The sequence below is a fragment of the Caulobacter sp. GW821-FHT10C03 genome, assembly GCF_059415485.1.
Genome location: NZ_JBWKNI010000025.1, coordinates 26,134 through 37,898, shown reverse-complemented (window position 1 = coordinate 37,898; position 11,765 = coordinate 26,134). Strand labels below are relative to the sequence as shown.

At 68.3% G+C, this 11,765-nt stretch carries 13 protein-coding genes; 9 read left to right on the top strand and 4 right to left on the bottom strand.

Translation table 11 applies throughout. The annotated features are described in order from the left end of the window. Nucleotides 1-23: 23 nt before the first annotated feature. The 3 genes from AC07NG_RS22890 to AC07NG_RS22880 all read left to right on the top strand — a co-directional run bounded on the left by AC07NG_RS22890 (nt 24) and on the right by AC07NG_RS22880 (nt 2,161). A complete protein-coding gene (locus tag AC07NG_RS22890; RefSeq protein WP_487290057.1) occupies nt 24-788 on the top strand; it encodes a DUF4908 domain-containing protein in 765 nt (254 codons plus the stop codon). A 78-nt stretch (nt 789-866) separates the two neighbouring features. Next, a complete protein-coding gene (locus AC07NG_RS22885) occupies nt 867-950 on the top strand; it encodes a hypothetical protein (RefSeq protein ID WP_101711352.1) in 84 nt (27 codons plus the stop codon). A 110-nt stretch (nt 951-1,060) separates the two neighbouring features. Beyond that, entirely contained in the window at nt 1,061-2,161 is a 1,101-nt protein-coding gene (locus AC07NG_RS22880; RefSeq protein WP_494596548.1) for a 3-deoxy-7-phosphoheptulonate synthase, read from the top strand. A 425-nt stretch (nt 2,162-2,586) separates the two neighbouring features. Here AC07NG_RS22880 and tldD read toward each other — a convergent pair whose 3' ends face one another. From tldD to AC07NG_RS22860, 4 genes are all read right to left on the bottom strand, one after another. Then, nucleotides 2,587-4,017 (bottom strand): metalloprotease TldD, encoded by a 1,431-nt coding sequence (gene tldD / locus AC07NG_RS22875; RefSeq protein ID WP_494596546.1) that lies wholly within the window; start codon nt 4,015-4,017, stop codon nt 2,587-2,589. Between the two features lie 79 nt (nt 4,018-4,096). Continuing rightward, on the bottom strand, nt 4,097-4,900 hold the full coding sequence (locus tag AC07NG_RS22870) for a GIN domain-containing protein (RefSeq protein ID WP_494596544.1): 804 nt from the start codon (nt 4,898-4,900) through the stop codon (nt 4,097-4,099). 9 nt (nt 4,901-4,909) lie between these two features. Further along, a complete protein-coding gene (locus AC07NG_RS22865; RefSeq protein WP_492854316.1) occupies nt 4,910-5,476 on the bottom strand; it encodes a DUF1700 domain-containing protein in 567 nt (188 codons plus the stop codon). Beyond that, the gene (locus tag AC07NG_RS22860; protein ID WP_110121359.1) at nt 5,473-5,799 is read right to left on the bottom strand and encodes a PadR family transcriptional regulator; all 327 of its coding nucleotides are present in this window, start codon (nt 5,797-5,799) and stop codon (nt 5,473-5,475) included. The genes AC07NG_RS22865 and AC07NG_RS22860 overlap by 4 nt, the downstream gene beginning before the upstream one ends. Nucleotides 5,800-6,173: 374 nt before the next feature. Between AC07NG_RS22860 and coxB the strand changes: the two genes are divergently transcribed. From coxB to AC07NG_RS22830, 6 genes are all read left to right on the top strand, one after another. After that, complete coding sequence (gene coxB, locus AC07NG_RS22855) at nt 6,174-7,136, top strand: cytochrome c oxidase subunit II (protein ID WP_492854317.1); 963 nt, start codon at nt 6,174-6,176, stop codon at nt 7,134-7,136. A 23-nt stretch (nt 7,137-7,159) separates the two neighbouring features. After that, on the top strand, nt 7,160-8,824 hold the full coding sequence (gene ctaD / locus AC07NG_RS22850; protein ID WP_494596542.1) for a cytochrome c oxidase subunit I: 1,665 nt from the start codon (nt 7,160-7,162) through the stop codon (nt 8,822-8,824). A gap of 120 nt (nt 8,825-8,944) precedes the next feature. Next, nucleotides 8,945-9,994, top strand: a complete 1,050-nt coding sequence (gene cyoE / locus AC07NG_RS22845; protein WP_494596541.1) for a heme o synthase — start codon at nt 8,945-8,947, stop codon at nt 9,992-9,994. Nucleotides 9,995-10,041: 47 nt separating this feature from the next. Then, entirely contained in the window at nt 10,042-10,158 is a 117-nt protein-coding gene (locus AC07NG_RS22840; RefSeq protein ID WP_233245330.1) for a cytochrome c oxidase system small membrane protein, read from the top strand. Next, nucleotides 10,139-10,789 (top strand): cytochrome c oxidase assembly protein, encoded by a 651-nt coding sequence (locus tag AC07NG_RS22835; RefSeq protein ID WP_494596539.1) that lies wholly within the window; start codon nt 10,139-10,141, stop codon nt 10,787-10,789. Before AC07NG_RS22840 ends, AC07NG_RS22835 begins: the two co-directional genes overlap by 20 nt. Before the next feature lie 78 nt (nt 10,790-10,867). Continuing rightward, nucleotides 10,868-11,743, top strand: a complete 876-nt coding sequence (locus AC07NG_RS22830) for a cytochrome c oxidase subunit 3 (RefSeq protein WP_110121354.1) — start codon at nt 10,868-10,870, stop codon at nt 11,741-11,743. The last annotated feature ends 22 nt before the right edge of the window (nt 11,744-11,765 follow it).

Genomic DNA, 11,765 nt, shown 5'->3' with positions numbered 1-11,765 from the left:
TGATACGACCGACGGTGGAAACGATGGGGCCGAGAGGCTGCGCGGCCGCGCTGGCGCTCACCCTGATCGGAGCAGGGTTCTGCGCCTCGCCCGCCGCCGCCCAGTCCAAGCACAGCCTGCGCGACGCCCTGTTCGGCGATCGCGCCACGGCGGAAGCCCGCAAGCCGCCGGCGCCGCCGGTGGCCCGCTACGTCTCGGAAGGCGGCGGGGCCTTCGTGCTCGACCGCGCCACGCCGACCGCCCTGCTGAAGTTCGAGAACAGCAGCGAGGTGTGGGTGCTGTCGCCCCACGCCGGACCGCGCGGCGACGTGATCTACAAGAACGAGCTGGGCGAGCCGGTGCTGCGCGCCACCAAGCTGGGCGGCATGATCCTGTTCACGCCTGACCGCCCGGCCGGCGCCGCCGCGGCCCTGATGGGCCGGGCCACGACCATCCAGCCGCCGGCCTTCATCAAGCCCAGCGCGCTCTTCCTGCGCATGGCCCAGGCCGCCGACCGCGCCAGCCGCGCGGCGCGCCACCAGGTCAGCTTCGAGACCGTGCAGGACGCCCGGCCCGAGACCTCGGTGCTGGTCGCCGAAAGCGCCAATGTCGCGGCCGAGGCCTTCGAGCGCATGGCCCGCAACGGCGACCGCAACCTGCTGAACCGCATCGGCCGCGTGCTGCTGGCCGAGGGCCGCAAGCCCGGCGCGGCGGTCAAGGACGACGCCCTGATCATCACCTACGCTTCGGGCAAGGGTCTGGCCGGCCGCCCGTCATCGGAGCGGATCATCAAGGTGGTGGACCAATAGGCCTCGCCTATCGCCGCGTTTAAAGGGCGCGAAGCCTGGGCGGTGGACTCCTGGAAAACTTGGCTCTAGGGTGCCCGGATGATCCTCGCCGCCAGCCAACAGCTGTTTTGGTATTTTAGCTATCCGACGCCTCTGGCGCCGGGAGGGGATCGTTTGGCCTGAGATCAGGCCGCCAAAAACGCCTTTCACCAGCCGCCAGGGGTTCCCCGGGCGGCTTTTTTAATGGCCGCCGGACCTCCCGATCTTCTTCTCGATCTTCCAGGAACCGCGCCATGCCTTCTTCTTCCACCGCCGCCAGCCTCGTCTCGCTGCCCGTCCCCACCGACGACCTGCGCATCTCGCGCCTGCAGACCCTCAGCCCGCCCGCCCAGGTGATCGGCGAGGCGCCGGCCTCCTCGTCGACGGCCGAGATCGTCGGCGACGCTCGCCAGGCGGTGCACGAGGTGCTGCACGGCCGCGACGACCGCCTGGTGGTGGTGATCGGCCCCTGCTCGATCCACGACCCCAAGGCCGCTCTCGACTACGCCCAGCGCCTGGCGGCCGAGCGCGAGCGGCATGCCGGCGAGCTGGAAGTGATCATGCGGGTCTATTTCGAGAAGCCGCGCACGACGGTCGGCTGGAAGGGCCTGATCAACGACCCCGACCTCGACGGCGGCTTCCGGATCAACGAGGGCCTGCGGCTGGCGCGGCGGGTGCTGCTCGACGTGTCGGCCCAGGGCCTGCCGACCGCCTGCGAGTTCCTGGACGTCACCACCCCGCAGTACATCGCCGACCTGGTGGCCTGGGGCGCGATCGGCGCCCGCACCACCGAAAGCCAGATCCACCGCGAGATGGCGTCTGGCCTGTCGTGCCCGGTCGGCTTCAAGAACGGCACCAACGGCGACGTGAAGGTGGCGATCGACGCGGTGACCGCCTCGGCCCAGCCGCACCACTTCCTGGCCGTGACCAAGGAGGGCCGCGCGGCCATCGCCACCACCACCGGCAACGCCGACAGCCACGTGGTGCTGCGCGGCGGCAAGACGCCCAACTACGACGCCGCCAGCGTCGGGGCGGTGGCTGAAGCCCTGGTCAAGGCCGGCCTGCCGCCCAGGATCATGGTCGACGCCAGCCACGCCAACAGCGGCAAGAACCACGAGAACCAGCCGGCCGTCGTCGCCGACATCGCCGCCCAGGTGGCGACCGGGACCTCGCCGATCATGGGCGTGATGATCGAGAGCAACCTCGTCGCCGGCCGCCAGGACATCGTGCCCGGCAAGCCCCTGACCTACGGCCAGTCGGTCACCGACGCCTGCATCGACTGGGACACCTCGGTGCGCGTGCTCGAGGACCTGGCCGCCGCCGTGCGGGCCGGCCGCGCCGCCAAGGCGGGCTGAGCGTTCGCCGCCAACGAAAAAGGACCCCGGCGGGCTTCGCCGGGGTCCTTCGCAGTGGCCGCTTCTGATCCGCTTGGGATTGGGGACCGGTAATCGCGGGCGGCGGCCTCGTTGACGCGCCCAGACTGGGCCGCGCCAGACTGGGCCGTGGGCGAGGCGCGGATGAAGTTACAAGCGCGACAGGTGGATTAAATCGCCGACAGGGTAGGCTAGGGTCGTCCTTCTCCCCTTGCGGGAGAAGGTGGCGCCCCCGGGTCCGGCGAAGCCGGCCCGAGGGTAAACTCCGGCCGTCGGATGAGGGGTCTCTCAAACTTTCGACGCTGGGGCCGGTCGATCCGCTCGTCGCGGCGGACAGGATTTTCAACCCCTCACCCGACCTCCCTCCGGGAGGCCACCCTCTCCCGCAAGGGGAGAGGGATCAGGTCTCAGAGGCTGGTGCCGCCCACGGTCAGGCCGGTGATCTTCAAGGACGGCTGGCCCACGCCGACGGGCACGCCCTGGCCGGCCTTGCCGCAGACGCCGATGCCGGGATCGAAGTCGAAGTCGTTGCCGATCATGGTCACGCGGGTCAGGGCGCTGGGGCCGTCGCCGATCAGGGTCGCGCCCTTGACCGGGGCGGTGATCTTGCCGTCCTCGACGAGGTAGGCCTCGGTGCACTGGAAGACGAACTTGCCGTTGGTGATGTCGACCTGGCCGCCGCCGAAATTGGCGCAGTAGAGGCCCTTCTTCATCGAGGCGATCATCTCGGCCGGGTCGTGGTCGCCCGCCAGCATGCCGGTGTTGGTCATGCGCGGCATCGGCATGTGGGCGTAGGACTGGCGGCGGCCGTTGCCGGTGGCGGCCATGCCCATCAGCCGAGCCGACATGCGGTCGTGCATGTAGCCCACCAGAATGCCGTCCTCGATCAGGATGGTGCGCTCGGTCGGGGTGCCCTCGTCGTCGATGGTCAGCGAGCCGCGGCGGCCGGGGATCGAGCCGTCGTCGAAGACGGTGACGCCCTTGGCGGCCACGCGCTCGCCGATGCGGCCCGAGAAGGCCGAGATGCCCTTGCGGTTGAAGTCGCCTTCCAGGCCGTGGCCGACGGCCTCGTGCAGCAGCACGCCGTTCCAGCCGGGGCCGAGCACCACGTCCATCTCGCCGGCCGGGCAGGCGACGGCGTCGAGGTTCACCAGCGCCTGGCGCAGGGCTTCGTCGACCTGCTCCTGCCACTTGTCGGGGCTGATCCAGGCGGCGAAGCCGGCGCGGCCGCCGGCGCCGGACGAGCCGGCCTCGCGCTTGCCGTCCTTCTCGACCGTGACCTGGACGTTGAGGCGCACCAGCGGGCGCACGTCGCGGATCAGCTTGCCGTCGGCGCGCAGGATCTCGACCACGCGGCGCTCGCCGGTCAGGCTGGCCATCACCTGGGCGACGCGGGGATCGCGCTGGCGGGCGAAGGCGTCGATCTCCTGGAGCAGGCTGACCTTCTCGGAGAAGGCGGGCGAGGAGACCGGGTCGTCCTCGCCATAGAGCTTTTCGTTGGTCGAGCGCGGGCCTTCGGCCGAGATCCCGGCGTGGCCGCGCTTGGCGAGGCTGGCCGAGGCCGCGGCCCGGCCGATGGCGGCTTCGGAGATCTCCGAGGCGTGGGCGTAGCCGGCGGTCTCGCCGGCCACCACGCGCAGGCCGAAGCCTTCGCCCGAGTCATAGGAGGCGGTCTTCAGCCGGCCGTCGTCGAAGACGAAGGCCTCGCTCTCGGACCGCTCAAGGAAGAGCTCGCCGTCGTCGGCCCCGGCCAGGGCCTCGCCCAGGATGGCGCGGGCGCGTTGCGGGTCGACGCCGGCGGCGTCCAGCAGGGAAGGGGCGGAGAGGGGAGCGGTCATCCGTACAAGTTAGGCGCTCGAAGGCCCCGCGTCATCTCCCTCCGCCCCGCGATCCTGTCGCGGGGCGGAGGGGAGGGGCTCACCAGTCCTCGTTGACCTCGCCCGAGCCGGCGATCGACTTGGACAGGCGGGCTGGGCGCTCGGTCAGGGTGACGTCGCCGCTGCCGGCGATGCTGACGTCGGCCTCGCCCGTCGGACCCAGCTTGGCCTCGCCGCTGCCGGCGATCTCGACCTTGGCGTCGGCGACGGTCAGGGCGCTCAGCTCGGCCTCGCCGGATCCGGCGATATGCAGGTCGACGGCCTTGGTCTTGCCCGAGGCGTAGACCTCGCCGCTGCCGTTCAGCGCCAGGGCCAGGCTCGGCTGGTCGTAGGACTGGATGTCCAGGTCGCCCGAGCCGTTGAGCACGAAGCTCTTCACCGACGGGGCCGAGACGCGGATGATCAGGTCGTCGGAATGGGCCAGCAGCCGCACTCCGTCGCCGGTGATCGTGAAGCCGCGGCCATTGCCGTCGCCGTCGAGGTGCAGGCGGTCGCCCGACAGCACCACGCGGCGGACCAGGCCTTGCGGACCCTCGACGGTGACGCCGGCCTTGTCGCTCTGGGTGAAGATCACCCGGGCGGGCAGGTCGATGCGCAGGGCCTCGGCGCCGGTCCAGGCGATCTGGCGGGTGGTGTTGGGACCGTGGTCCTCGATCGTCACTTCGCCGTTGCGATGGACGGAGACGCGGCCGTCGTTGTCCTCGACGTTGAAGTGGATGTTGGCGGGGATGGTCCAGCCGCCTTGCTGGATCATCTGGCGGCCGCCGATGGCGAAGGCGGTTCCAAGGCACGCCACGGCCAGGACGAAGCTGGCGACGGCGATGATGGTCAGGTTGCGGATCATGGCGCGACCTCAGGCTTGCGGTTCGATGGCCGGCTTCAGCAGCCGGTAGTGGAGGCGGCCGTACCAGACCAGCACGTTGACCAGGCCGACCGTGACCAGGCCGGTGACGGCGGTCAGGGCGGTGGCCGCGGCCATCAGGCCGATGCCGCCCAGGATGGCGACGGCGGGGCCGCCTGGCGGGTTGAAGAACGGGCCGGCCGAGAACACCAAGCCCCCGGCGATGAAGACGCCGATCCCGGCCATGAAGAAGCCGAAGATCGCGCCGATCACGCCGATCAGGAAGGGCAGCAGGATCAGGATGTCGATCGCGCCCAGGCCCAGAACCGCGAACACGGCGGCGGCGGCGGCCGACGGGTTCTTGGTCTCTTCCCAGCGCTTGAGGCCGGCTTCGGCGCGCAGCTCGCGGGCCAGGCGTTCGGGATCGCCCAGGGCGGCGGCCGTCTCGGCCTCGGTGCGGCCGGCGGCGACGGCGTCGTCGAAGTGGGCGTCGTAGTCGGCGACCGCGTCGGCGATGGTGGTGGCCGGCAGGCCGGCCAGGCCGCGCTTCAGGCGGCTGATGAATTCGGCGCGGGTCATGCGGCGGCTCCCAGGATGTCGTCCACGGCCTTGGTGAAGGCGGCCCATTCGGCCTTCTGGGCGGCGAAGCTGTCGCGGCCGGCGGTGGTCAGGCGGTAGTATTTGCGGGGCGGACCGCTGGTCGACTCGACCAGGTAGGTCTCGACCAGTCCGTCGGACTGCAGGCGTCTCATCAGCGGGTAGATGGTCCCCTCTCCCATGTCGATGTCGTGGGCCAGCTGGCTGGCGATCTCGTAGGCGTAGCTGTCGGCCTTCGACAGCAGGGCCAGCACGCACAGCGCCAGCACGCCCTTCTTCAATTGTGTTTCGATGGCTTCAGGCACGGCTCTCGGTTCCTGTTGGTAGGAACCTTGTACCGACAGGTAGTGTGTGATGCAAGGTAGCTGTTATTACAAGTTATCAATGTTCGGAGATCGGCGTGATTCGCCTGTCGGTCGTGTGGATGGATTTGGCGAAGTTATTGAGAATGCTTCGCAACTGGTGCGATTCCCCTGCTCCACATGTGGTTTCGGGTGCTTGGCAACAGGGATTGATGCGCGTATGCACGCCTGCGACCGATCGGCGCCATGGGGAGAGCTCCGACTTGTTGCAAAGTCGATTGCTTGAACCCCGGTATCCGGTCGTATTGTGCAAGTCGGCGCGGCGGGAGACGGAGTGTCACCCCGTTAGAACGCCGCCGAAACGGGCCGAGAGGGAAATGAAGCAATTCCAGGGGATGCGGCGGAAGTGGGCTGGCCTTTGCGCCGCCGCCGCCACGATGGCGTTCGCGGGGCAAGCCTTCGCCGAGGATCTATTGGGTCAGCCGACGCCTGGGGGGATCGCCCTCCAGCCCGCCGCGTCGGTGCTGAAGCATGACGCGATCTGGTTCCACAACTGGATCCTGCTGCCGATCATCACGGCCATCACCCTGCTGGTCCTGGGCCTGATCATCTGGATCGCCGTGCGCTACAACGCCAAGGCCAATCCGGTCCCCGCGAAGTTCAGCCACAACACCACGATCGAGATCATCTGGACGCTGGTGCCCGTGCTGATCCTGATGATCATCGCGATCTTCTCGTTCAAGCTGCTCTTCCGCTACAACGACATGCCCAAGCCCTACATGACCGTGAAGGCCACGGGCTATCAGTGGTACTGGGGCTACGAGTACCCCGACCAGAAGATCCCCGAGATCATCTCCAACGTGCTCACCGAGGAGCAGGTGGCCGCCAAGGGCCTGCCGCACAGCCTGTACCGGCTGGCCGCCAGCGAGGCGATGGTGGTGCCGGTCAACCAGGTGGTCCGCGTGCAGGTCACCGGCGCCGACGTGATCCACGCCTTCGCCCTGCCGGCCTTCGGCCTGAAGATCGACGCCATCCCGGGCCGCCTGAACGAGACCTGGTTCAAGGCCGAGAAGGTGGGCACCTACTATGGCCAGTGCTCGGAGCTCTGCGGCATCGACCACGCCTTCATGCCGATCGAGATCAAGGTCGTCAGCCAGGCCGAGTTCGACGCGTGGGTGAAGGCCAAGGCTCCGGCCGCGGCCCCCGCCGCCACGCCGGCCGCGACCGAAGCCGCCGCGCCCGCGGCCGCTCCCGCCACGACGACGCCCGCCGCCGCTGCTCCGGCCGCCGCTCCCGCTTCCGCTCCGGCCGCGGCTCCCGCCGCCGCGCCGGCGGCCTAAGAACGCTTTAGGATATCAGTCCGATGGCTCACGCCGCTGACATCGATCACCACGACGACGGCCATGGCGCCGACGAAAAGCCGCCCTTCTTCGCCCGCTGGTTCTTCTCGACGAACCACAAGGACATCGGCACGCTCTACATCCTGTTCGCCATCATGGCGGGCATCGTCGGCGGGGCCCTGTCGGGCCTGATCCGCTGGGAGCTGATGCACCCGGGCATCCAGGTCTTCACCGACAACGGCCTGCTGGCTCAGCTCGGCGTGTTCAAGGGCAAGCACGGCTACAACGCCGTGGTCACCGCCCACGCCCTGATCATGATCTTCTTCATGGTCATGCCCGCCATGATCGGCGGCTTCGGCAACTGGTTCGTCCCGATCATGATCGGCGCGCCGGACATGGCCTTCCCGCGGATGAACAACATCTCGTTCTGGCTGCTGGTCGCCGCCTGGGTGCTGCTGTGCACCTCGATGTTCGTCGACGGCGGTCCGGGCCACGGCTTCGGCGGCGGCTGGACGATCTATCCGCCGCTGTCGACCACCGGCCACACCGGTCCGGCCATGGATCTCGCGATCCTGTCGCTCCACCTGGCCGGCGCCTCGTCGATCCTCGGCGCGATCAACTTCATCACCACGATCTTCAACATGCGCGCGCCGGGCATGACCCTGCACCGCATGCCGCTGTTCGCCTGGTCGGTGCTGATCACCGCCTTCCTGCTGCTGCTGTCGCTGCCCGTCCTGGCCGGCGCCATCACCATGCTGCTGACCGACCGCAACTTCGGCACCCACTTCTTCGACCCGGCCGCCGGCGGCGACCCGGTGATGTTCCAGCATCTGTTCTGGTTCTTCGGTCACCCGGAAGTGTACATCCTGATCCTGCCGGGGTTCGGCATCATCAGCCACATCGTCTCGACCTTCTCCAAGAAGCCGGTCTTCGGCTACCTCGCCATGGCCTACGCCATGGTCGCCATCGGCTTCGTCGGCTTCATCGTGTGGGCCCACCACATGTACACGGTCGGCATGAGCATCAACCTGCGCGCCTACTTCGTGGCCGCGACGATGATCATCGCCGTCCCGACCGGCGTGAAGATCTTCTCGTGGATCGCCACGATGTGGGGCGGTTCGATCAGCTTCAAGACGCCCATGCTGTGGGCGATCGGCTTCATCTTCCTGTTCACGGTCGGCGGCGTCACCGGCGTCGTCCTGTCGAACGCCGGCATCGACTACAGCCTGCACGACACCTACTACGTGGTGGCCCACTTCCATTACGTGCTGTCGCTGGGCGCCGTCTTCGCCATCTTCGCGGGCTTCTACTACTGGTTCGAGAAGATGTGGGGCGTGAAGTACAACGAGTTCCTCGGCGCTCTGCACTTCTGGATCATGTTCGTGGGCGTGAACCTGGTGTTCTTCCCGCAGCACTTCCTGGGCCTGGACGGCATGCCCCGCCGCTATGTCGACTATCCGGACGCGTTCGCGAAATGGAACTACGTCTCGTCGGTCGGCTACATGATCACCGTGGCGGGCGTCGGCGTCTTCCTGCTGGTGCTCATCGAGGCCGCCATCCGTCGCCGCAAGGCCGAGGCCAACCCGTGGGGCGAAGGCGCCACCACGCTGGAATGGACCCTGTCCTCGCCGCCGCCGTTCCACCAGTTCAGCGAGCCGCCGGTCATCAAGGCCGACGATCATCATTGATCACTGGCATCACTGATCTCTGGTAAGATAGCAGTATAAGCGCGGGGGGCGCGGATCCGGCGACAGCCGGGCCCGCGCCCTTCGCCCATCAAGACCCAGCTTTCCAAGATACCGTATCCCATGGCCAAGCCCGCCGTTCTCCCGTCAGACACGCACCGGACCGAGCCGGTCCGCGCCGCGCGCTGGCAGGACTATTTCCAGCTGATGAAGCCGCGCGTGATGTCGCTGGTGGTGTTCACGGGCCTTACCGGCTTGGTAGCCGCCCGCACCCACATCCACCCGCTGCTGGGCGCGGTGGCGGTGCTGTGCATCGCCGTCGGGGCCGGGGCCTCGGGCGCGCTGAACATGTGGTACGACGCCGACATCGACGCCAAGATGCGCCGCACCCGCGGCCGTCCGGTGCCGGCCGGCCTGGTCGAGGGCTCCGAAGCCGCCGCCCTGGGCGTGGTGCTGAGCCTGCTGTCGGTCATGCTGCTGGGCATGGCGATCAACTGGCTGGCGGCGGGCCTGCTGGCCTTCACCATCGTCTTCTACGCCGTGGTCTACACCATGTGGCTGAAGCGCTGGACGGCCCAGAACATCGTCATCGGCGGCCTCGCGGGCGCGCTGCCGCCGGCGATCGGCTGGGCGGCGGCCACCGGTTCGGCGCCGCTGAACGCCTGGCTGATGGTGCTGATCATCTTCCTGTGGACCCCGCCGCACTTCTGGGCCCTGTCGCTCTACATCAGCACCGACTACGCCAAGGCCGGCGTGCCGATGCTGCCGGTGGTCAAGGGCGCCAAGGCGACCCGCCAGCAGATCCTGATCTACAGCCTGATCTTCATTCCCGTCTGCCTGGCGCCGGCCTTCACCGGCCTGGGCGGTCCGCTGTATCTGGCCGTCTCGGGCCTGGGCGGCCTGGTGTTCCTCACCTTGGCCTGGCGGGTGTTCCGCAGCGACGCCGGCGACGCGGCCGACCCGCGCGCCGCCGACCGCGCCCTCTACGAGGTGGACGCCGCGCCCGCTCCCGCCGCCGAACCGGCCGTCGAGGGCAAGCGCCCGCCGCCGGTGGGCGGGGCCAAGGACGCCCGCAACCTGTTCGCCTTCTCGATCCTCTATCTCTTCGCCCTGTTCGCCGCCCTGCTGGCCGAGGCCATGATCGGCGTGAAGGCTCTGGAGCTCATCTCTTGACCGACCCGAAGAAGACCGTCTCCGTCCAGCCGGACAAGGCGGACGCCATCAAGGCCCGCAACGGCCGCAACATCGCGCTGGCCGTGGGCCTGGTCGCCTTCGTCGTGCTGGTGTTCGTGGTCACCCTGGTGAGGCTGGGCGCCAATGTCGGAAACCGGTTCTGATCCCACGCCGGGCGGGGCCGGCGCCGACAAGACCACGCTGCAGGCCCGCCGCAACAAGCGGGTGGCGCTGATCTGCGCCGTCGCCTTCGTCGGCATGGTCGGCGCGGCCTATGCGGCGGTGCCGCTGTACAAGCTGTTCTGCCAGGCCACGGGCTTCGACGGCACGGTGCGCCGCGCGCAGGCCGCCCCGACCAAGGTGCTCGACCGCACCGTCCAGATCCGCTTCGACGCCAACATCCGCAACCTGCCCTGGACCTTCACCACCGAGCAGGTCAGCCAGGACATCAAGCTGGGCGCCTCGGGGCTGGCCTTCTTCAAGGTCACCAACACCAGCGACAAGCCCCAGACCGGGCGGGCGATCTACAACGTGGTGCCCGAGCAGGCCGGCCCGTACTTCCAGAAGATCGAGTGCTTCTGCTTCTCGAACCAGACGATCCAGCCCGGCCAGACGGTCGAGTTCCCGGTCGTCTACTTCGTCGATCCGCGCTTCGCCGAGGATCCGGAGACCAAGGGCAAGTCCGAGATCACCCTGTCCTACACCTTCTTCCCGGCCGTCGAAGGCCAGGAAGGCAAGACGGACGTGCCTCGCATCGTCGAGCCTCTTGGCGGAACAGCGTCCAGCAGACTATAGCTTTCGGCAAGGGAGAGGCGCGGGCCGGGGGGACCCAAGCGACGCGCCATCAATAAGATTAAAGAGGGTTCGCGACACATGGCCCACGGCGCCGTCAAACACGACTACCACATCCTGCCGCCCAGCCCGTGGCCGTTCGTCGGCTCGGCCGCCGCCACGGTCATGGCGCTCGGCCTGATCGCCTGGATCAAGGGCGGGGTGTTCGGCATCGAGAAGGGCCAGTGGTGGCTGTTCGCGACCGGTCTGGCCGGCGTGCTCTACACGATGTTCGGCTGGTGGCGCGACGTCATCAAGGAAGCCAACGCCGGCGATCACACCCCCGTCGTCTCGATCGGCCTGCGCTACGGCATGGTGCTGTTCATCGCCTCGGAAGTGATGTTCTTCGTGGCGTGGTTCTGGATCTTCTTCGAGATGGCCCTGTTCCACCATCACCGCACCCTTTCGGGCATCGAGGAAGTGCGCACCGCCTGGGCCGCCTGGCCGCCGGCCGGCGTCGAGACCGTCTCGCCCTGGCACCTGCCGCTGGTCAACACCCTGACCCTGCTGCTGTCGGGCACGACCATCACATGGTCGCACCACGCTCTGCAGCAAGGCGACCGCAAGGGCGCCCAGTGGGGCCTGATCCTGACCATCCTGCTGGGCGCGCTGTTCACGACCATCCAGGTCTACGAATACGCCCACATCAATCACGAGCAGCTGTTCTACAACGAAGCCGCCGCCAATTCGGGCCTCTACGGCTCGACCTTCTTCCTGGCCACCGGCTTCCACGGCTTCCACGTCTTCGTGGGCACGCTGTTCCTGATCGTCTGCCTGATCCGCCTGATGAACGGCGCCTTCACGCCCAAGCAGCACTTCGGCTTCGAAGCCGCCGCCTGGTACTGGCACTTCGTCGACGTGGTCTGGCTGTTCCTGTTCGCCTTCATCTACGTGATCTTCGGCGCCTCGACGCACTAAGGTCATAGCCGTTCTAGGGGGC